We start from the raw sequence: 19,135 nt of genomic DNA, 5'->3' as shown, positions 1-19,135 counted from the left end.
CGCTCGCTAAGCAAAGGTATCGATGAATAAGCCTTGAGTCGGCCGATCGCCTATCGGGTCTGGCTGTCCAGGATAACTTCAATGGCTAGAAGGCGTATTAGCTGTACGTCTGGTCCCAGCGCATCCGCTTCTTCGCTCTGTGGCAACAGCACTGGCGAGTCTCTATATCGTGGATCATCCTTGGCGTGAACGATCCGGTTTCGGATTCGATAGATTCGGTCGGCAGCACGCTCCATGAGGCCAGTATTTGTACCGGATAGATTGAGCGGGTCGACGCCGACAATTGGCCCTCTCTTTGTAAAGTGGTCGCCCCAGAGATCGTTACGGAGAAATTCTTCGATTTCCTCTTGGCGCACACACTCCTTGAGGAGAGTCTTGAATTGTTGCGCTTCTGAAGCATTTGTCGCGCCTTCGGCCACCGAAACAAGTCTTAGAAGTGACTCGTCGCTTGATCGTTCGAAGCGCAAGTCTGTAAGTACCTTACGGATATCGCTCAGGGCATTGCGGCGGACTGCTGCTGGAATAAAATATTCCAAGGTTTGATAATAGGACAAAAATGCGAGTGGGTAGTTCCTGCCTGCGGAACTTGCGAAGTTGAAAAGCGCGGACACTTCGGGAGCGATAGTCGTCCTGGGGAAGCGCGCTGTGGCGATGTTGCTACTTCTATAACGGTTCAATGCAAGATATCTGACGGACGAATCCCTCCGTCGTGGATTAAGGGTTATGTTATGGCGGACATTTATTTCATATAGAAAGGACTGCAGTAGCCTCTCGCTCTCGGCAAGTAGGGCATCTTTGTCTGGTCGCTCCCTAAGCTTTAACTTTATGGTGCCAGTAAAGCCTCTGTATCCAAATCCGCCTCTCCATGTGTTTTCTAGGGCGGCTAGTGGTGATGTATTTGATACTTCGATGCAGCACATTAGTCTGGAATCGTGCAGGTGAAGTCGAGGATTTATGATTGCATCGGTTGATGAATTGCCGGAAAACTCAAGCGACGGAAACTGCATGTCATCACTTGAATGATGACAGTTTGCTGATTCTTCAGGCTGTAGTCGCGCAATCTGTCGTGCAAGCATGTAGGACGATGAGCGTTGTGCGCTCGTAAGTTCAAATTCGATGTACCCTATCTCCGGCGCAACAAATCCTTCATATCTAGGGTGTGGAATTATATTCCAGGATAGCTGTAAATCGAGGTCGGGGATGCAGTTTCGCGGGATCTCCTCGATGTTTCCTGTCGTTGGGTCCTTGTCCGGAGCGGCCAGCGTCATCGCAATAGAATTCTGCGATAGTTGTACAAATCGATATCCGCGATCACTGAGGCGAGAAATTACCCGCTGCTCAACTTCGCTAATGATCCCTGCCGATAGGGCTGGATGGTTTACGGGTTGAGGATCGGGCCATTCTTCATCTAGCTCATCCGTCGACATGCTCATATCACCCTTGTGCTGATTGTCGTTACTTCTATCGAGCATCTTGTCTTTCGACTTGCCGAGCCTAGCGAACCACCGATCCCCCTCCTTGTATCGCTCGATGCCAAACTATCCCACGAGATACCGAGATTCGTTGCCGAATTGTTCTTGTAGGTATCAAGCGGCGGCGCGGCGCGCCGCCGTAGCTCCGGCCCTCCGCCCGCCCGCCGTCTGGGCGTGCGGCCTGGGGGCCGGTCCCGAACGGCGGCGGGACACCGGGCCGGGCGCCGCACGCCGGCCCCGCCGTACGGACCGAACCCTCAGCACGGGGTTGCCGCGCCACCGCCCAGGGCTCACTCTCGACCGGAAAACGGTTTGCCGGAGCAGTGGTCCCACCTCAAGGATCACCGCATGAGCGATGAACTGGCCGGATTAGACGACCTCGTCATACAGGGACAAACGATCAGAGGCATCAAGCTCATCAAGGACACCTTTGAATGCACTCTTCACGAAGCCCTCGACTTCTACGTAGACCGGCATCGCAAGCTGCGCCAGACGCGTCCCGACGACTTCACCGAGAGTACTGGGAGGGCTTCTACTCCCGATTAACCCAGGGCCTCCGGCGGGGGCGCTCCGACTCCGGGATGATCACCATCCGGTGAGCCAGGACCGTAAGTGGCTGGCGTGGAAGCCTGATCATCCCGCCCGCCATCGACCCGGGACAAGCCGAGCAGACCAGGGCCACGGGTCAAGGGTCGTTCGTCCGGTGGGGCGCTCCACCCTTGACCCGTGGCCCTGGCCCGCTTCCCCTTCGGGCGGGTCGACGGCAGACGGGATGATCAGGCAGGTGGAGGTGTGTGCGAGCTGCGCAGCTCCGCAGCTTCCGCGATCCTTCCGGCACGCACGCGGAGCTCGTCATCGGTTGGTTGCGTATCCCGTACGGCTTCCCAGTCATCGATGAGGATCACGAGTTCGGTGATCTCCGGCGGATAACCGCACCTCGCCATTAGCTCAGTGATCAGGAAATCGGCTCCGGATGAGATAGGTAGTGTGCCGTCCCGCATGGCCAGCGAGATATCGCGGGCGGTAGCCCATGGCTCTTGGCGGGGGTCTATGGGAGGCATTCCGCACTCGGACAACACCTGACGGATCAACGGCTCGATCTCGGACATGGAGCCGATGGATAGAGCGTATCCGGCCAGCTCAAGGGTGGTCGGTGTGTCGACTCCGGCTCCGATCAGCTCGCAGGCAATCCAGCCCGCATCGGTGACAGAGCCGACAAGCTGCCCGTGTAGCAGGTCGCCTCGAAGCGTGGCCAGTTGGTCACGCAATTCTGTCGGGAGCTTCATGAGACCATTATCAGGGCGTGCCAGCTGCCTCCCGGCGTGATCGACTTGCCGTGCAATATGCGGGAAATGATCTCCGTAGCCAAGCGCGTGTGCAGGAGACGCGTAGCAGGTCGAGGCATAGGTGCGAGCGTTAGTCGCGACGCCCTGTAAAACCGTCGGCTCAGCCTACGCAAGTTCGAACCTTGCACCTGCCACCAGCAGTAGCTGCAGCTCAGAGGCCCTACGGGGCCTCTTCTGCATTTCAAGGGTGTGCCACCGTGGGCAGCCCTGAGCGGCTGATTGTCGCTGGTCACGGGATATACGCGGGATGGATTCTGCGGCGTTTCCCCAGGTAGACGCCCATGATCCGGAGTATGCGCGGGATGATGCGGCCCTGCAACGCCGAAAGGCCCGGGGGAAGCCGGAGCCCTTCGAGGAATGTTGTTCGTGATCTCATACGGTCAGGACGTCCGCTATCCGCTGGTTGACGATCTCCTCCTGGCCGTCGATGCACTTGGCATAGACGCGCAGCAGGACATCCACCCCATGGCCAGCACGGGCGGCCACCTCCGGAGCCGGTACGCCGCCATTGAGCCAGAGGGAGACGGCCGCGTGCCGGAGGTCGTACGGTCGGCGGGCGAGCGGTGAGGCGACCTGGGCGGGGCTGAGAGCCAGTGTGCGGGCCTCCTGCCAGACCTCGGTGTAAGCCGTCGAGGCGATCACTCCACCCCGTTCGCTGCGGAACAGACGCCCATCCGGGGCGACGCCGAACTCTTCGATGTGTTGCCGAAGGATCTTGACCAGCTCTGGAGGGATCGGGATCCGACGGACGTCGTCCGCGCCACGATGCTTGAGCCCGCGCAGCTCGTGAGCGTCTCCCGTGTCGGTCCATCGGCGGTTCACCTCGGGGCGTGAGCCGTCGAGGGTGAGCCGTCCCCAGCCTTCCGCGGGGAGGTGGCAGTCCTGCTCACGAAGACTGACCGCCTCACCAGGCCGGAGGGCGGCGAAGTACATGCAGGCGAACATGGCCATCAGCCGTTGCCCCCGCCCCTTCCCGCCACGCTGGCGCTTGCCGACATAGGTGAGCGCCACGAGCAGTTCGCGGGCCTGGCGAGGGTTGACCACGACTCGTGGGTCCACTGTTTCGGTGGTCTTCGGAAGCTTCCACTTGATGCGGTGCAGCGGGTTGAACGGCAGCTCTTCCAGCTCCACCGCGTACTCGAAGACGTGGTGAAGGATGGCGCGCTTCCGCTTGATCGTGTTGGCGCCGGCCTTCTTGCCGTCGAGGCGTAGCGTGAGGGCGTCCAGGGCCGGGCGGACGGCCTTGGTCTCGTTGAGGTCTCCCATGTTGAGAGATGCCGCCTCCAGCCAGCTGACGGCCCGCGCGATGTCGGCTGGCATCGTGGGCCGCTTGTCTTCGGGCAGGAGAACGTACTGGCGCAGCGCAACACGGAGGAGCGCAGCGTCCGGCCGCCCTGGCCTGTTTGTCGTCAATGCCGGAAGAGCCGTGGCCAAGGCATCGGACATGCTGTCACGGCTCTTGGCAGCCGCGTGTGGCCAGCGCGCCTCGACATACGCCTTCACGAAGTCAAGGACTGTCCGCGCGTCCTTGGCCTTGATCATCGACTCGGGGAGACCCGTCTCCAGGTCGAACGCTTCTCCCCTTCTCGCGGCCTGCCGCAGGTCGGTCAGGAAGCTCTCGCCGAGGGCCTTGGTCTTGTAGGTCTTGGACTTCTCCCGGCCGCCGACCTTCCAGCGCACCTCATAGGAGGGTGACTTGCTGGACTTGTTCCGCCGGATCTCCCAGAACTTCACGTCGTACGAGGTCGTCATGCTGTGCTTCGGAGGGATTCGAGCCATGCATCGAGGTCGCTGCGGTAGATGCGGAGTTCGCCGTTGGGCAGGCGGATGCCCTTCGGTGCCTTGCCGATCTCGCGCCAGCGGTAGAAGGTGCGGCGGGAGACACCGCCGAGCTCGTCGAGGACCTGTCGGACGGTCAGGAGTTCGTTTCGCTGGCTCATGCGGCCCTCCCTTGGTCCTCGGTTGCCGAAAGATCTTGTCCGGCTGTTCTGGCCTCCAGCTCTCGGAGGTGGGCTCGCCAGCGTTGGCGCTCGTGGACGGATCTGAGGAGCCGGACGGCCAGTGGTGGCACGTTGGCGTCTCCGGCCGGGAGGGAGCGCCAGACGTAGCGGTGTGGTTCGGTTGGTTCGTCGGCCTGGCCGAGGGCTTCCAGGACCCAGGTGCGGCGGTCCTGCTTGTGCTCGGCGAGGGTCTTGTTGCTCCACTTGTGGGAGACGAGGATGCGGCGTCCGGCGTAGCCGAGGTGTTCCGGCTTGTGGGCCTTGCCACGGCAGCGGCCGGGGACCATGCCGGGCTTGGCGTCCTTGGGCTGGGTGCAGTAGCGCAGCCAGTTCGGGCAGGTGGGTGAGCAGGGTTCGTAGCGGAGGGCGTCGAGCATGCGGGCTGCGTGCTCTTGCTGGGCCTGGCCGCCGTCGAGGGCGTTGCCGATGGACTTGGTCAGGTACTTGGACAGGTACCGGATGCACTGGTCGGCGTCCGGGGTCCCAGCGAGCACGCCTTGGACATCGACCTGTTCGCCGAAGCGGATGACGTGCAGGGGGTCGGCGTCCTCGTCAAGCGGCGGCGCGGCGCGCCGCCGTACCTCCGGCCCTCCGCCCGCCCGTCGTCCGGGCGTGCGGCCTGGGGGCCGGTCCCGGCCAGCGGCGGGACACCGGGCCGGGCACCGCACGCCGGCCCCGTCGTACGGACCGAACGCTCCGACCGGGGGTTGCCGCGCCGCCGCACAGATGCACCCCTACGATCGCCACTGCATGGCCGGTCGCCGTAGATGGCTGGGGCGATCGACGATCCAGGGTTCGTTCCTCACCCTGGCTCACCGAGGTAGCGTGGCTGACCCCCGTTGCCGGGCTGGTGAGGACGATCGGCATTGAGAGGAATGATGTGGCTGAAGCCCATGACGCACTGCCTAATCGTCTCGAGGGCTTACCCCGAGCAAGTGTTTCTGCTCGCGCGGTAGGGTGCGGCTGCAACGAGCTGACAGGGCATCGAAAGGGTGCGGTCCATGAAACCTATAGGCCTCGTTTTAGCCGACACGGAACGACTGCAGTGGGATTTCACGCCGCTCGTCAGCGTTGGACCACTCCGGTTCGGGATGAGTCATGACGAGGTGATTGCTGCGCTGGATGCGAATCCCCCTTCCACAGGCCCTTGCAGGTGTGGAGGGCGCCTTGCGTGGTTCCGTCTGCCCACCTCTTACGGGGGTGCCCTGACGACGTACTACGCAGAGTCTGGTCAGCTGTCCTGCATCGCGGTTGATGCGCGGCACGGTCCTCAGGTGAGGATGGACGGCCTTCGGCTGGTTGGACGTGTGCCGTCCGAGTTGGTCGATCTGTTCGTTGATCACATGCAGTCACGGGGACTGCCGGAAGCGGTCCACTGCTCGCAGTACGGAGATCTTGGAGCTGACGAGCTTGGGCTCGTACTGCGTGCGCAACGCGCTGGAGATATCCTCCTGACGCGCCCGGTTTTCGTTGCCCGCGAATGGGCCGATCGTGTCTGTGATGTGACAGAGGGCTATGTCCCTGATGAGGAATGGCAGGTGTACTGCTGAAGGGAAGACCGTACACAGCCACTGACTTGCATTGAACCGATCTGGAAGCAGGCTCCAGGGAGCTCGTTGGTTGGCCCCTTGCCCCGCGGGATATAGGCGGGATGATCTTCCCTGGCAGAGGGAAAGCGAAAACCGTACGCCGAGGTCAGGGGCCTGATGCAGTCGGGAATGTCACCCCGCTGTAAACCCGTCGGTGTCAACGACGGCCGAATACTGGGTCTGGCACAGATTCCGTGATCTTCAGGTGGACTCAGATCGATGCTTGTTGATCATGTTGAGTGGACGTATCTGAGCATCTGCAGATCTTCTTTCCTCACCTGGCCGGTGTTTGCGTCGAGGGGGTCTCCCGCTCCGGTAAGTCGGTGCGGATCCAGGCGAGAACGAGCACGTCGCAGGCGGCATGCCCCACCTGCGGCGGGGTGTCGAAGAGGGTGCACAGCCGGTACGAACGGCGGCTCGTTGATGCGGCCGTCGGCGGCCAGGAGACGCTGATCCACCTGCTGGTGGCACGCTTCTTCTGCCGTAACCCCAGGTGTGGCAGGCAGACCTTCGTCGAACAGGTACCCGGGCTGACCGTGCGCTACGGTCGCCACAGTCATTCCCTGCTCCAGACGTTACGGTCCATCGCCCTGGCGCTCGATGGCCGGGCCGGTGCCCGGCTCACCAGCCGGCTGGCCACGGCGGTGAGCCGGATGACCTTGATCCGGATCATCCGAGCCCTGCCCGATCCCATTTTGGAAGCAGCGCCCCAGGTACTCGGCGTGGATGACTTCGCCCTGCGCCGGGGCCACCGCTACGGCACCATCCTGATCGACATCACCACCCGGCTACCCATCGACATGCTGGACGAACGCTCCGCCGACGCGCTGGCCACCTGGCTGACCGACCACCCAGGAGCCCAGATCATCTGCCGCGACCGCGCCCGGCAGCTACGCCGAGGGCGCCGCCCGCGGTGCACCTGAAGCAACCCAGGTGGCCGACCGCTGGCACATGTGGAGAAACCTCGGCGAAGCCGTCGAACGTACTCTGGCCAAGCACCGCGCCGTCCTGCGTGACCTGCCGCCACTCACCCCGCCGGCCGAGGTCGCCGAACCCGGCAACCGCCCTCAGCCGACCGGGACGGACATGCCGTTGTCGGCTCGCACGGGACGCCTGGCTGAGCGGACACGACAGCGGCATGCCGCCATCCACCACCTGCTCGCCCAAGGACGCGACCTGCACGCGATCGCCGCCGAACTCGGCCTGACCCGCAACCCCGTACGCCGCTTCGCCCGCGCCGACAGCCCCGAGGAACTGCTGGTCAAGGACGGCACCGGACGCCGCCCCCGCGCGCTGGACTCCTTCGAGCCCTACCTGCGCCAGCGCTGGAACGACGGCTGCACCAACGCCGAACAGCTCTACCAAGAACTCCGCGAACGCGGCTACCGCGGTGCACCCACGACCGTCCGCCAATACCTGCAGTCCTGGCGCTCGGCCACCGTGCAACTACCGCCACCACCGCCTCCGTCTACAGTGCGGCAGGCCACCGGCTGGCTGCTGCGCAACCCCGCCACCCTCACCTCCGACGAGCAGCAACACCTGGACGCGCTCACCACCGCCTGTCCACCCCTGGCCAGGCTCTACGACCACGTCCGCACCTTCGCCGACATGATGGTCAACCGGCACGGCCACCACCTCGAACGCTGGATAGCCGCAGCCGATACCGACGACCTGCCCGAACTGCGCTCCTTCATCACAGGGCTTCGCCGCGATCTCGACGCAGCCAAGGCGGGCTTGACCTTGCCCTACAGTTCCGGCCCGGTCGAAGGGCACGTCAACCGCGTCAAGATGCTCAAACGGCAGATGTACGGGCGAGCCAACCCCGACCTACTGCGCAAACGCGTCCTACTCGCCGACTGAACCCGCCACGATCACGGAATTCGTGCCAGACCCTGAATTCACGCGTCGTCGACAGTCGGCTCAGGTTACGCAAGTTCGAACTCTGGACCAACCACACCGGCGAGCTGGCGGCAGACGGAATGATGTATCGGATCCCCCTGGGGCCACGCAGACGTCCTGGATGCCTCACCATGGAGCGTCTGGCAGGGCGGTTACTGGGTGAGAACTCCTACGGCATCCGAGGTGAGACGGCGGAGGTTTTCACCGGGGCGCAACAAGTTATGGCAGCCGTCGAGCTCGACGTATGCCTCGCGGAAGCCGGGGTCCAGTATCGCGAAGCGGGTGTGATGGTCGTGGCAGTCGCTGGCTGGTGCGGTGTCCAGGGCGGTGAGTAGGGCGCGCAAGCTGCTGCCTTTGAGGATGCGTGAGGACTCGAGTCTTCCTATTGGCAGGTCCATCGGGTTAAGCCTGCCCGCGGTCTTGTTCTCGATCCGGAAGACGCACACCCGCAGGCCTTCCGGCGGAGGATTCCATGAGCGCGGGTGGTTCGATGTCTGCGGAGTTACGTCCAGCCGTCCAAAGCGTTGGAGTACGTCCGGATATTGGTCGTGGCATCCGGCCCGGAAGGACTTCTCGCTCTCGAGGCTCTGGATGGGTATCTGTTCATCCACCTGGTACGGCAGGCTGCGAAGGGCGTTCAGAGCGGAAGGGTACGGTTTTCCGCAAACCCCGGTCGGCATCTTGGGTAGCACCGCCCTGCCGGAGGGATCCACCAGGACGAAGTAGTCGACGAAGATGGCTTCCATCGTGCAGATCGGGGGAAACAACGAGCTCTCGGAGCGGCGGCGTAGCTCGGTCATCAGTTCGTCGGCGGGCCCGTCGGTGTGTTCCTGGATCACCACCTCCCAGCGCCCCCGGCCCGATAAGTAACGGGACTCCCAGCGGCAGCGGATGACCTGGGCCGCGACGAAGTCGTAGGGGAGCCGCTGGCGAGGCATGGCAAACAAGTCAGGACTGGACCTCTGCGGGCACGAAGCCGTGACGACGTGATCCAGTTGTGGGGTCTTGTCTTCCGCGCTATCACGTTCGATCAGAACAAGAGCGGCGAGCATGGCGAGGACTACCCGAAGAGATCGCACCCCATTGGGACGTGCCACCCGTTCTCTTTGGTTCACCGTGGAGGAGATCAAGTAAGCCTCTTGGGCATGCCTTACTGCGGTCCTTCGGCGATTCGACTGGGGACGGGATGTTCGGCGGGAGGACGTGCGTGCGGGCCTGCACGTCCGCGAAACTGGCGCGGGATATGTACGGGATGATCTCACCTGCCGACCCTCGAACGCGAGCAGTATGCGCAGATCAGAGGATCACTACGACCAAGAACGTCAGCCCGCTGTAAAACCGTCGGCTCAGCCTACGCAAGTTCGAACCTTGCACCTGCCACACCAGCGGGAAGAGGCCCGTCACCAGCGGAAGCGCAGTGGCGGGCCCCTCGCGTTGTGTCCGGCCCTCTACGGCGATCCGGTGTCCTACGGCCTCTCGCAGCCGATACGCGGCCAAGTTCCGAGCTTGATCTAAGGCGATCCTGTGCCTTCGTGTTTGCAATCGCCGATGGCGGGACTGCCCAGATCTAGACGGTTCGAGCCCGCCGATATCTCAGGACAGGCCCGGCCTGACTTTGGTAGCGAGGATCGGAGCCCGCCTCGTAACCCACGTCTGGCACGTCGTATCTTTCCGGCAGGCTGTTGGCCGGTCATCTGCTCGCGATGTCAAGCGCGCTCGAAGGGGAGCACCTCCGACAGGTGCAGGATCAGGGCTCCCGGGTTCCGCGTCTGCGTCATGATCCGGCCCGGCCCGGTGAACTCGAAGACGAGGCCCTCGCCCGACTTGAGTGACTGGATCGTCTTGCCCTCGACCGCCCGGCGCAGGTTGCTCCTGACCGTGTCGTCGTAGGCGACCAGGTGCCCGGAGTCCACGACCACCTGCTGCCCGGCCGCGAGGTCAATCACGTCCATCGCACCGTAGCAGCCGAGGACGACCACGCCGTCACCCTGCGCCCTAATGAGGAAGCCGCCCTCGTTGGCGATGAGGTTGGACATGCCGCCCCACTTGGTGACGATCTCCACACCGTCACTGGAAGCGATCCACGATCCCTTGGTCAGCAGGAGCGCGCGATCGCCGCGTACCTCGGCAGACTCGAGTCGCCCGGCAGGTGGTGCGCCACGTCCACCCAGCCGCCGGTCTCCGGAGCGGTGTAGCGGGTGGTGAACAGCGACTCCCCGCCCAGCGCCGATCGCGCCAGCCCGCGCAGCAGCCCGCCCTCCACCTTGGCCCGGAGCTGGACACCGGCGCTCGTCGCGTACATGGCGCCCGCCTCGACGCGCAGTGTCTCCCCGCCGTCCGGATGGCAGCGCGCGACTGCGAACGAACCAGGGTGACGGATCTCGGTCTTCATGTAGTCCCTCCATCCCGATCATCTTGTCCGGAGCGACTCTGGCGGACTGCCGCACATGGCTCGTTGACTTCGCGTATACGCTCCAGTCGTCAGCCGGGCCGACCGTCCGGCGTCCGGGCCACGGAACAGTTCGCTGACGGATTTCGCGGAGCCTGGCGTTCGCGGATCACCAAGGTGTCCCCGTGATCGAATGAGACGGCCAAGCGAGCGACGTCCGGACGTCCCTGAGGGAGCTCGCCGTGGCCGCCATCGTGCGGAACATCGGCCGCTTTCCCGCTCAAAGCCGTTAGGGACGGCCGAAGTGGGCGCGGGATCACTCAGGGACAGGCGACCTACCCACAATCGTGGCCGCCATGGATCACCTCGCCCTGGCTACTGGCCCACAAAGCCGGAGGCGAGCAGGCAGAAGACACGCGAGCAGGCATCCCGGGAAGGCTGGTCCTGACCAGCAGCGTCGCGAACTGCTCCGCGAAACTGCGGACGGTCTGCCGATCGCCCGTCGCCGTGCCGACCGACTTCTGCGCGGCTTTGACGAGCCACGATGTCCGGCCTCCCCGATGAGGTGGGCACTGTCAACACAGGCCCGGGGAAGCAAGACGATTTTGCTGATCGCGGCGGATGCCGGCCGGCCTGCTGCGCGAGCGGCCTGCACGGCTGGCTTCAACCCCTCCGACCGCAACTCCGTACAGGCGCTAGAAGTGTCCTGACGATCTTGGTGGGCGGGTCGGCATGCGTCGGCGTTAGGGAGCGGTGAGATCGAGGGTCCAGATGCCATTGGTGTGGATGAGTCGCAGGTTGATGAGGCGGCGGAGGTTGAGGGCGGCGACGCGGTGATGGAGCCGGCGGTCGTTGGCCTGGGTGCCGGGCGGCGGCTTGCGGATCGTGGTGGGGGCGGATGGTCACGATGCGGCCGGTCTTGGCGGTGGTGCAGCGATCGCGCAGGGGGCAGGCGGCGCATAACCCGGTGAAGGTGGCGCGGCGCTGCTGGTAGTGGCCTGCCGGGGCGGCGAGCGGGACGGTGTGCGCGGCGGGGCAGGTGACTGTGCCGGCTCCGGTGTCGATGATGAAGTCGTCCAGGGTGAACCCGCCGGCCACGGCGGGTTTGAGCGCGGGCGGTTTGATCAGCAGCCGGTGTCCGGCGTCGGTGAGGGTGGCGCGCAACCAGGCGGCGGCGTAAGCGGCATCGGCCAGGATCTGCAGCGGTCCGCGTTCAGCGGCGAGCAGGTCAGGGGCGACGGCTGTCTCGTGATGGGCGGCACCGGCACCGGGGCGCAGCGCGACGGCGGTGAACAGTCCGGTCTCCGGCTCGACGGCCAGGTGGACCTTGTAGCCGTCGTCACGCTGCCGGCCGCTCTTGTGGATGTGGCGGGCCTCGGGATCGATGGTGGGGATGATCCGGTCGGGGCGGTGCGGCGGGCGATCCGCCACCGTCCGTCGGTGCTGTCGGAGTCGTCGGCGGGCTCGACGTCTTGACCGGCGATCACCGCCAGCAAGCCGACCGCGTGCTCGGCTGCCTCGTCCAGATCCTGGCCGCTCACGCAGTTGGGCAGGGTGAGCGCGTCGGTGACCAGCCCGCTCACCAGGGTGGTCTTGGCCTCCTCATCGTCCCAGGCGATCTTCGGCTTGCCGGGGTGGGCGTAGTCGTGGGCATGGCAGTGCGGACGGGTGTCCTGGCACACCCATCCCTGCGATGATCAAGCATCGCTGGTGCATATGTGGTTGCACCTGAGCGATCTCGGCCCGGTTCGCTTTCACACCGCTCCCGACGACTCGCTCGATCAACCACACAACTCCTATGACATGGACGAGTACGGCCAGGTCACCGTCGGTCCCGCCGCAGAAAACCTTCTGATGAGCCGATTCGTCGGCCAGTCGATCCGAGCCGTTCACCACATCATCGACCACCGGATCGAGACGGAGATCGGCCTCCGGCTCGAACTCGATCACGGCGAGGTGCGCATCCTCAACCTGGGCGACGACCTGGTCATCACCGACGCTGCTCTGCCGGACGCACTCGAAGCCGCTCTCCGCCGATACTCTTCGCGACGTTCAATGCGCTGAGCCCACGAGGCGAACAGGCCTTGAGATGCCGAACCTACGTGAGTTCCCGCTCTAAGCGCGGAGGTGAACCGGCAGGGCGGAAAGACCGTTGATGATCACTGATGGTGTCCTGCCCAGACCCTCCGCAGAAGCAGCGAGCCGCATGCCGGGGAAGCGCTCGATCAGTGTGCCGATCGCGATGCGGGCCTCGATGCGAGCGAGGGGCGCGCCGACGCAGTGGTGGATGCCGTGGCCGAAGGCGATGTGCGCCGGCGCTTCACCACTGATGTCCAGGGTGTCGCCGTCAGGAAAGACGTGCGGATCGCGGTTGGCGGCCATCAGGGCGAAAAAGACCGCCGCGTCGGCCGGAATCTTCGTTCCGTCGACGTCGATGGGCTCCGTCGTCCGGTACGACAAGGTGCTCTGCACCGGCCCGTCATAACGCAGGAGCTCCTCGATCGCCGGTTCGAGCAGCTCAGGACGTTCGCGGAGCCGAGCGAGCTGATCGGGGTGGGCGAGCAGGGCCCGTACGCCGTTGCCGATGAGGTTCACTGTCGTCTCGTGGCCGGCGACCACCAGCAGAAAGATCATCGAAGTCAGCTCGTCGTCGGTGAGCCCGTCCTCACCCTCACCGGCCCTGATCAAGTCGGAGAGCAGGTCGTCGCGCGGGTCATGACGCCTGGAGCGGACAAGGTCGCGGCTGAAGCCGAGCAGAGCAGTGATGGCTTCCTGGAATTCGTCGAAGCCGAAGACGCCAGGGGACACGACCGGCGGGGTCCAAGCCCGGAAATCGGCCCGGTCCTCCTCCGCGATGCCGATCAGCTCGCAGATCACGCCGATCGGCAACGGATAGGCCAGAGCGGGGATCAGGTCGACACTATCCTCACCGTCGAGCGCCGCGAGCAGCTCGTCGGTCATCTGCTGGATGCGCGGGATCAGCCGTTCCACCTTGCGTCGGCTGAAGCTCGGCATCACCAGCTTGCGCAGCCTGGTATGCATCGGCGGGTCGTTGTTGAGCATGGTCGTGTGGATGCCGCGCGCGACGGCCTCGGGAAGCCTGTCCGCGTACGCGGTGTTCCGCCAGCCGCCCTTGATCAAACGGGGATCGGTCAGCAGCGCCCTCGTGTGGTCGTAGCTGGTCACCAGCCACGCCTGTCCGCCGGCTGGTGTGGTGATCGGATGGACAGGCCCCCTGGCGGCGAGCTCCGCGTAAACGGCATGGCGTTCGTCGCCGATGACGGCGCTGAACGGGCTCGGCAACGCGCTCCCAAGCGCGGAAGCGGTCATGACAACCCCCGTGTGTCACTTGACGGATTTTTGGCCCCGGCGCCCAGGCACCGGTCGCAGGGAACGCTAATTCGGCGGGATATACGCGCAGCTGACGCCATATAGACGGCCTCCAGCTGCGGCGGCGAGCGCGCAACGAGATGGTCACCCTTCCGGCCGAGGAGCATCTGCGCCGCACCTACTTCCCGGAGTATGCGCGCTATCGGTCGGGCAGCAAGGCGGTCGCGGCTGTCGGCCGGTCGTAGACGGTGACGGGGACGCCTCGCTGGAGGAGGTGCCTTGTGGATCAGCGGTTCGACGCGCCGGTCGTGTACGTAACGGGCGACTGCTGACCGGCCGCTCTCACGGGGCGATACTCGGCGGAGGCACACTGCTGCTCTCCTCGCTCGCGCTGTCATAGCCGGCACCAGCGACCCCGCTGCTGGCGATCGCCGCCTACCTGGCCTGCACCGCGGTCAGCAGCGTGCTGCTCCGCCGCGGACGAGATTGAGGACCTCGCGCAGGTTGCGGCCGAGGCAGTCCAGGGTGTGCAGCACGATGACATCTCCCGAACAGCGCGGTCGGCGTGGTGTTGGCGATGATGGCGCGCCGGGCGGTGATGCGCTCGCCGTCCGCGAGAACGACCTGCCGGGCGGTGTCGCCGGAGGTGGTGATCTGCCGGACCTCGGCGCCGACGCGTAGTTCGCCCCCGTACTGCTTCAGGAGGCCCACCAGAGCCTCCACCATGCGGGAAGCACCGCCCTCGACGATCGACATGCCCTGGCGCTGATCAGTGAAGATCTCCAGGAAGGGGAACATGGCGCCGCCCGCGACGTCGGGACCGAAGTCGAGGTGCATGCCCCAGCAGGCCACCATCGCCTTGGCCGCGGGAGTGGTGAAGAAGGCGTCGCCCAGTTCCCTCGTGGAACTGGCCAGCAGTTGCGCCAGACGTGTGAGGCCGCGGGGCCGAAGCCGGCGCGCGGCTTTGGCCAGGGCCGACGTCATGGCGGCCGAGGGCACGGGCGCTGTGTAGAGAGAGAACAAGGTGGGGCTGAACAGGTCGTACAGCTCCTGTAGCCGCAGCCACCCGTCGGCATCCGCCGGGTCGCGCTCGCGCAGGCTCGCCAGCGTTCGTTCCAGGTCCTGGTCGACCCCGAGTGCGGTGCCGTCGGGGAAAGCGTTGGCGTACGGCTTGCCGCCCACGGCGTACTTCAGTCCGTGCTTCGCGAGCGCGGAGGCGTGTTCGGCGTAGAACGGCGATCCGAGCAGCAGGTTCTGGTTGGTGGAGAACACGTCGTGGACGAAACCGGGGAGGGTGAGCTCCTCGCTCAGCACCGCCCCACCCGGCCTCGGCTCCTTCTCGAGAATCAGCACCGACCATCCCGCTTTCGCGAGGCGTACCCCTGCGATCAACCCGTTGTGCCCGGCTCCCACAATCAGCACGTCATATGTCATGTCCCTAATCTAGGTTCATGTTCGAAATCCGACTGCCGGGATAAACGGGAAATCAATCGTGCGCGGACTTCGCCCGTCCCGGCCCAAGTCGGCAACCGGTACACCGCAGGAGGCTCGTTTGCATGCTGTCAATTCTTCATCAATGACGCACCTCTACGATCGGAGCAAAAGGTGTGGAGGGGAGGCCGCCACGTGCTTTTTCTGCTCAGCTCGGTGATGGTCGGGGTGCTTGTCGGCTGCCTTACCCACCTGCTTTTACCCGGCCGTCAGAGCATCGGGTGGGTGGCCACGATCGGCGCCGGTGCCGCCGTCGCGGGGCTCGCTTACGTCATGGATTTCGCGAACAACGCCTGGCTCGTTCTCGGGTTGGAATTCGTGCTGGCCGCCGCCTGTGTGTGCGTCGTCTCGATTGTCAAAGAAAGGTAGTTCATGTTCCGTGTTCTGTTGAGCCGAGGGTGCGCCGCCGCTGCTTTGGTACTCGTCAGCTCCTTGAGCGCTTGCGGGAGCGGCGGAAATGCCGACACGTGCGCGCAAATTGTCAAGCTGTATCAGGACTACACCACGCAGGCGCAATCCGCGGCCGGTGAAGCGGCGAGCATGAACAAGCTGAACGCCGATCTGGGCGCCAAGGTGAAGGACCTCGCGGGACAGTCCGAGGGTGACCTCGCGACGGCTCTGAACGGCATGGCCGAGACCTTCACGAACGCCCAGATCGATCCCGACGACCAGGACGCGGCCCTTGCCAAGCTGGCCGAGGTGCGTACCAGCATGAAAGCCGCTCTGGACAAGGTCAACGCCATCTGCACGTGAGCGGAGAACATACCCTCGCTGATGACGTGAAAGGTGGTGACTTCTCCTGCAGGGGCGGATGTGGTTCGCAGTACTGGGTCAGCTGCAGGTCTTGCGGGGGGAGCGCGAGGTCGGTCTGGGCGGCCCGCAACAGCGTGCGCTGCTCGCGTTGCTGCTGGCGGCCGGGGGACGGCCGGTCGGTCTCGAGGATCTGGTCGACGGCCTGTGGGGGCAGGACCCGCCGGACACTGCCCTCAACGTGCTGTACCGGAACGTGGGGATGCTGCGCCGGGCGCTGGAACCGGACCTGGGGGCGCGTGAGGCGGGCCGTTGGCTTCGGCGCGCGGCGGGGGGTTATCAGCTCGTCGTGGACGCGACCAGCGCTGACCTCCTCCGATTCCGCGAGCACATGGTGAAGGCGCGGACGTCCGCGGCGGAGCAGCGCCCGGTTGAAGCGGTGGAACGTTACCTGCAGGCGCTGCAGTTGTGGCGGGGGTCTGCGGGGACCGGGATCGCGCCCGAGGTACGGGCCCGGCCGAGCTTCGTCGCTCTGGACCGGGAATTCGGCGCCGCGGTGGGTGAGGCCGCGCATCACTCGCTCGCCGCGGGCATGCCCGCGCGGTTGCTGCCGGCAGTGCGGGCTGCCGCCGAGAGGGAGCCGCTGGACGAGCTGCTGCAGGCCCGGCTGGTGGAGTTGCTGGCCGCGACCGGGCACCAGGACGAGGCCCTCGACGTCTACCGGAAGGTCCGCGAGCGGCTGGCCGAGGGGCTGGGCATCGACCCCGGGCCGGAGCTGGCGGCCGCCGGAGAGAGCGTGCTTGGCCGGCCCGCCGCTGAGAGAGCTCTCTCGGTGGAGCAAGTGGGCATGACCAGGCCCGCCCAGCTGCCGGCCGGCCCGCCGGTCTTCACCGGGCGGCGCGCCGAGCTGGAGCAGATGCCGGTGGCGGAGGAGGATGCCGTCGGGCCGGATGCCGCGATGGTCAGGGTCATCTGCGGCATGGGCGGCATCGGGAAGACCACTCTGGCCGTGCACTGGGCCCAGCAGGTGGCCCACCGCCGCGCAGACGGGCAGTTGTACGTCAACCTGCGTGGCTTTCACCACAGCGAGCAGGCGATGAGCGCCGATGAGGCGTTGCGCGTCCTGCTGGCCGGCCTCGGCGTGGCCGCCGAGGAAGTGCCGGCGACCCTGGAAGCGCGGGCCGCCCTGTTCCGTGGCCGTGTCGCCGGACGGCGGATGCTCCTGCTGCTGGACAACGCCCGGGACGCCGAACAGGTACGCCCGCTGCTGGCCGCGGCCACCGGCTGCCTGGTCATCGTGACCAGTCGCGACCGGCTGGACGGACTCGTCCGCGACGAGGGCGCCCGCTCGATCACCTTGGCCCCGTTGCTCGCGGGCGAAGCCGCCGACCTGCTGCGCGCGCGGCTGGGAGCGGAGCGGGTGGACGCGGAGCCGGACGCGGTCGCGCAGATCGTGTCGCTATGTGGCGGGTTGCCGCTCGCGCTGGCTATCGTCACCGCCCACGCCCTGACCCATCCGTCCTTCACGCTGGCGTCCATCGCGGCGGCGTTGCGCCGGGAACGCAGCAGCCTGGATGCCTTTACCGGTTTCGATCCGACGGCCGCCCCCCGGGCGGTTTTCTCCTGGTCGTACCACGCGCTCACTCCGGCGGCGGCGCGGCTGTTCCGGCTGCTGGGCACCGCGCCCGGGCCCGACATCAGCGCGACGGCCGCGGCCGGCCTGATCGGCGTGAGTCCGGACCGTGCCCGCCCCCTGCTGGCGGAACTCATCGCCGCGCATCTGCTCAGCGAGCACGTCCGGGGCCGCTACGCGTTCCATGACCTGGTGCGCGCGTACGCCGCCGAGACGGCCGCCGAGCAGGACACGGAACCGGAGCTCACGGCGGCTCAGCTCCGATTCCTCGATCATTACCTCCGCACGGCCCACCGCTGCTCGGAGCTGATGAAGCCGGGCCAGAACGTGATTCCCCCGCCCGAGCCGCGCGACGGTGTCACGCCGGACCGGATCGGCGACACGGCTCAGGCGCTGGCCTGGTTCAGCGCGGAGGAGAGCGTCATCCTCGCCGCCGTCGAGCACGCCGCCCGGCTCGGGCTCGACCACCATGTCGCGCATCTGGCCTGGTCGGCGCACACCTACCTGGTGTTGATGCGCCCTGCGGAGAGCGTGCTGGCGTTGGCGCGGATCGCGGTGCGGGCCACGGCCAGGCTGGGCGAGGCGTCCATGCACGCCCACGCCCTGCACGCGCTGGCTTCGGCGTGCACCCGCGCCGGACTGACCGACCAGGCGCACCAGAACTATCAGGACGCTCTGCGGCTGCTCACCGAGTTGGGGGATGTGAAGGGTCAGGCCGTCGCGCACCTCGAGCTGACTCGCCTGCACGACCGGCAAGGCCGTTTCGCGGAGGCGCTGCACCACGCGCGGCGCTCGCTCGAACTGTCCCGGCTGGACGGGGCCGGCGCCTTCGAGGAGGCGGGCGCCCTGAACGCGGTGGGCTGGGTGCTCATCCGGCTGGGCGAACATCGCGAGGCCCTGTCACACAGCCGGCGGTCGCTGGCCCTGCACACCGAGCTCGGCAGCCTCATCGGCCAGAGCTTCAACCTTTACACGATCGGCTGGGCGCACCACGGTCTTGGGGAGTACCGCGCCGCCATCGAGAGTTATCGCAGGTCGCTGACGCTGGGCGACGGGCGGGGATGGCACGGTCGTGACCACGAGGCCCTGGTGCTGGAGCGGCTCGGCGATGCCCTGGAGGCCGTCGGTGACCACGAGGCGGCCCGGGCGAGCCGGCGGTCGGCCCTGGAACTCCTTCACGACTCCAGGACCGAGGCCAGGGCGACCGTCATCGCGAAACTCGGCGGCGACCGGTGA

General features: G+C 65.8%; 16 protein-coding genes and 1 pseudogene. 7 read left to right on the top strand and 10 right to left on the bottom strand.

Going from position 1 to position 19,135, the window contains the following annotated elements; genetic code table 11:
• Positions 1-50 precede the first annotated feature (50 nt).
• Positions 51-1,427, bottom strand: a complete 1,377-nt coding sequence (locus BLS95_RS54165) for a hypothetical protein (RefSeq protein WP_143043729.1) — start codon at positions 1,425-1,427, stop codon at positions 51-53.
• Between the two features lie 393 nt (positions 1,428-1,820).
• On the opposite strand from BLS95_RS54165, the gene BLS95_RS16000 reads away from it, so the two are divergent.
• On the top strand, positions 1,821-2,018 hold the full coding sequence (locus tag BLS95_RS16000) for a hypothetical protein (protein ID WP_143043728.1): 198 nt from the start codon (positions 1,821-1,823) through the stop codon (positions 2,016-2,018).
• Positions 2,019-2,248: 230 nt separating this feature from the next.
• Here BLS95_RS16000 and BLS95_RS15995 read toward each other — a convergent pair whose 3' ends face one another.
• The 4 genes from BLS95_RS15995 to BLS95_RS15980 form a co-directional block, all read right to left on the bottom strand.
• Positions 2,249-2,758: a hypothetical protein gene (locus BLS95_RS15995; protein ID WP_090931811.1), complete on the bottom strand. Its 510-nt coding sequence runs from the start codon at positions 2,756-2,758 to the stop codon at positions 2,249-2,251.
• A 432-nt stretch (positions 2,759-3,190) separates the two neighbouring features.
• Positions 3,191-4,498, bottom strand: a complete 1,308-nt coding sequence (locus tag BLS95_RS15990) for a tyrosine-type recombinase/integrase (protein ID WP_342742715.1) — start codon at positions 4,496-4,498, stop codon at positions 3,191-3,193.
• A gap of 68 nt (positions 4,499-4,566) precedes the next feature.
• The gene (locus tag BLS95_RS15985; RefSeq protein WP_090931807.1) at positions 4,567-4,758 is read right to left on the bottom strand and encodes a helix-turn-helix transcriptional regulator; all 192 of its coding nucleotides are present in this window, start codon (positions 4,756-4,758) and stop codon (positions 4,567-4,569) included.
• The gene (locus BLS95_RS15980; RefSeq protein ID WP_342742713.1) at positions 4,755-5,486 is read right to left on the bottom strand and encodes a replication initiator; all 732 of its coding nucleotides are present in this window, start codon (positions 5,484-5,486) and stop codon (positions 4,755-4,757) included. Before BLS95_RS15980 ends, BLS95_RS15985 begins: the two co-directional genes overlap by 4 nt.
• Before the next feature lie 1,160 nt (positions 5,487-6,646).
• Between BLS95_RS15980 and BLS95_RS56845 the strand changes: the two genes are divergently transcribed.
• Together BLS95_RS56845 and BLS95_RS56840 are read left to right on the top strand one after the other, a co-directional pair.
• Complete coding sequence (locus BLS95_RS56845) at positions 6,647-7,330, top strand: transposase family protein (RefSeq protein ID WP_218135792.1); 684 nt, start codon at positions 6,647-6,649, stop codon at positions 7,328-7,330.
• Between the two features lie 28 nt (positions 7,331-7,358).
• Positions 7,359-8,267: a transposase gene (locus BLS95_RS56840; RefSeq protein WP_218135791.1), complete on the top strand. Its 909-nt coding sequence runs from the start codon at positions 7,359-7,361 to the stop codon at positions 8,265-8,267.
• Between the two features lie 191 nt (positions 8,268-8,458).
• Here the strand turns inward: BLS95_RS56840 and BLS95_RS15965 are convergent, their stop codons facing one another.
• From BLS95_RS15965 to BLS95_RS15955, 3 genes and pseudogenes are all read right to left on the bottom strand, one after another.
• On the bottom strand, positions 8,459-9,358 hold the full coding sequence (locus BLS95_RS15965) for a hypothetical protein (RefSeq protein WP_090931805.1): 900 nt from the start codon (positions 9,356-9,358) through the stop codon (positions 8,459-8,461).
• Between the two features lie 654 nt (positions 9,359-10,012).
• Positions 10,013-10,698, bottom strand: a pseudogene (locus BLS95_RS15960) (TIGR00266 family protein).
• 660 nt (positions 10,699-11,358) lie between these two features.
• Positions 11,359-12,126 carry a transposase gene (locus BLS95_RS15955; RefSeq protein WP_143043727.1) on the bottom strand — a complete coding sequence of 256 codons (768 nt, stop codon included), beginning with the start codon at positions 12,124-12,126 and terminating at the stop codon, positions 11,359-11,361.
• 237 nt (positions 12,127-12,363) lie between these two features.
• Here BLS95_RS15955 and BLS95_RS15950 point away from each other — a divergent pair, with 237 nt between their 5' ends.
• Positions 12,364-12,759 (top strand): hypothetical protein, encoded by a 396-nt coding sequence (locus BLS95_RS15950; RefSeq protein ID WP_143043726.1) that lies wholly within the window; start codon positions 12,364-12,366, stop codon positions 12,757-12,759.
• Between the two features lie 51 nt (positions 12,760-12,810).
• Here the strand turns inward: BLS95_RS15950 and BLS95_RS15945 are convergent, their stop codons facing one another.
• Positions 12,811-13,758 carry a cytochrome P450 family protein gene (locus BLS95_RS15945; protein ID WP_176993215.1) on the bottom strand — a complete coding sequence of 316 codons (948 nt, stop codon included), beginning with the start codon at positions 13,756-13,758 and terminating at the stop codon, positions 12,811-12,813.
• 702 nt (positions 13,759-14,460) lie between these two features.
• The gene (locus tag BLS95_RS55695) at positions 14,461-15,459 is read right to left on the bottom strand and encodes a phytoene desaturase family protein (RefSeq protein ID WP_090931796.1); all 999 of its coding nucleotides are present in this window, start codon (positions 15,457-15,459) and stop codon (positions 14,461-14,463) included.
• Between the two features lie 192 nt (positions 15,460-15,651).
• Between BLS95_RS55695 and BLS95_RS15935 the strand changes: the two genes are divergently transcribed.
• Genes BLS95_RS15935 through BLS95_RS15925 form a run of 3 tightly spaced genes read left to right on the top strand, consistent with a single transcriptional unit; the run spans position 15,652 to position 19,135 of the window.
• Positions 15,652-15,885 carry a hypothetical protein gene (locus tag BLS95_RS15935; RefSeq protein ID WP_090931794.1) on the top strand — a complete coding sequence of 78 codons (234 nt, stop codon included), beginning with the start codon at positions 15,652-15,654 and terminating at the stop codon, positions 15,883-15,885.
• 3 nt (positions 15,886-15,888) lie between these two features.
• Positions 15,889-16,269 (top strand): hypothetical protein, encoded by a 381-nt coding sequence (locus tag BLS95_RS54155; protein ID WP_143043725.1) that lies wholly within the window; start codon positions 15,889-15,891, stop codon positions 16,267-16,269.
• Positions 16,270-16,327: 58 nt separating this feature from the next.
• On the top strand, positions 16,328-19,135 hold the full coding sequence (locus tag BLS95_RS15925; protein WP_090931790.1) for an AfsR/SARP family transcriptional regulator: 2,808 nt from the start codon (positions 16,328-16,330) through the stop codon (positions 19,133-19,135).

The sequence above is a fragment of the Nonomuraea jiangxiensis genome, assembly GCF_900099965.1.
Lineage (GTDB): Bacteria > Actinomycetota > Actinomycetes > Streptosporangiales > Streptosporangiaceae > Nonomuraea > Nonomuraea jiangxiensis.
The sequence above is the reverse complement of the archived record's forward strand: the minus strand, read 5'-3'. Positions and strand labels throughout refer to the sequence as shown.

What these genes read in the sequence shown, in the direction of transcription:
- BLS95_RS54165 (WP_143043729.1), bottom strand. Translation starts at nt 1,427, where the DNA reads ATGTCGACGGATGAGCTAGATGAAGAATGGCCCGATCCTCAACCCGTA.
- BLS95_RS16000 (WP_143043728.1), top strand. Translation starts at nt 1,821, where the DNA reads ATGAGCGATGAACTGGCCGGATTAGACGACCTCGTCATACAGGGACAA.
- BLS95_RS15995 (WP_090931811.1), bottom strand. Translation starts at nt 2,758, where the DNA reads ATGAAGCTCCCGACAGAATTGCGTGACCAACTGGCCACGCTTCGAGGC.
- BLS95_RS15985 (WP_090931807.1), bottom strand. Translation starts at nt 4,758, where the DNA reads ATGAGCCAGCGAAACGAACTCCTGACCGTCCGACAGGTCCTCGACGAG.
- BLS95_RS56840 (WP_218135791.1), top strand. Translation starts at nt 7,359, where the DNA reads ATGTGGAGAAACCTCGGCGAAGCCGTCGAACGTACTCTGGCCAAGCAC.
- BLS95_RS15965 (WP_090931805.1), bottom strand. Translation starts at nt 9,358, where the DNA reads ATGCTCGCCGCTCTTGTTCTGATCGAACGTGATAGCGCGGAAGACAAG.
- BLS95_RS15945 (WP_176993215.1), bottom strand. Translation starts at nt 13,758, where the DNA reads ATGCTCAACAACGACCCGCCGATGCATACCAGGCTGCGCAAGCTGGTG.
- BLS95_RS55695 (WP_090931796.1), bottom strand. Translation starts at nt 15,459, where the DNA reads ATGACATATGACGTGCTGATTGTGGGAGCCGGGCACAACGGGTTGATC.
- BLS95_RS54155 (WP_143043725.1), top strand. Translation starts at nt 15,889, where the DNA reads ATGTTCCGTGTTCTGTTGAGCCGAGGGTGCGCCGCCGCTGCTTTGGTA.
- BLS95_RS15925 (WP_090931790.1), top strand. Translation starts at nt 16,328, where the DNA reads ATGTGGTTCGCAGTACTGGGTCAGCTGCAGGTCTTGCGGGGGGAGCGC.